This window comes from Synechococcus sp. R55.7 (assembly GCF_047461955.1).
Taxonomy (GTDB): domain Bacteria; phylum Cyanobacteriota; class Cyanobacteriia; order Thermostichales; family Thermostichaceae; genus Thermostichus.
The window spans coordinates 1-710 of sequence record NZ_JANSIC010000468.1 but is presented as its reverse complement, the minus strand read 5'-3'; the positions used below and the strand labels follow the sequence as shown (position 1 = coordinate 710).

Here is a 710-nt window from a genome sequence, read left to right as displayed (position 1 = left end):
GGCATCACCAATCACCTTTTGCGCAGCAGCGGCCATAAGGAAGCAATTATCTGCGACTCAGCAGGTACGGCAGCCTATCACATCGGCAGCCCCCCAGATAGGCGCATGCAACAAGCAGCCCGATGCTATGGCCTAGAGCTACAAGGCAAGGCCCGCCAGATTCGACCTGCCGACCTGCGCGAGTTTGACCTGATCCTGGCTATGGATCGACAAAATTACCGCGACATTCTCAGCTTGGATCCCCAGGGAAAATATGCCGAGAAAGTGCGCCTGATGTGCAGCTATTGCCGCTCTCATTCTGACGAAGAAGTTCCGGATCCCTACTACGGGGGTGAGGCTGGATTCCATTACGTGATCGAGCTGCTCTGGGATGCCTGTAGCGGCTTGCTGGAATCCCTGGTTCCCGGGATCCAATGCCCACCGTTGCCCCCCCGTGCTTGAGAGCTTGTGTGTTTATTTATAGTCAATTCAAATGGCGATGAGACGGTAGCCAGTACAATAGCTCCGTTCGCGATAGTCATTCCGAATAAGTCTGGGACATTTGCCCTGCCTTCGATCTCTAACCGGCCAACACAAACATACCCCTTATCTGTCTCCCAAAGCAGACTAGGGGAACCTGGGATCCCCAAGTTGCTTTCCTGCAGTCTGAAACAACCATATATCCTGGCCCAGAGGGATCCTCATCTAACTTAATTGCCTCTATTTCCGAT

Annotated in this window: 1 protein-coding gene; it reads left to right on the top strand. The window is 53.2% G+C overall.

Features of this window, described 5'->3' with window-relative positions; genetic code table 11:
* A partial coding sequence (locus NW820_RS13175; protein ID WP_414407744.1) for a low molecular weight protein-tyrosine-phosphatase occupies window positions 1-441 on the top strand: 441 nt, incomplete at its 5' end.
* Between the last annotated feature and the right edge of the window lie 269 nt (window positions 442-710).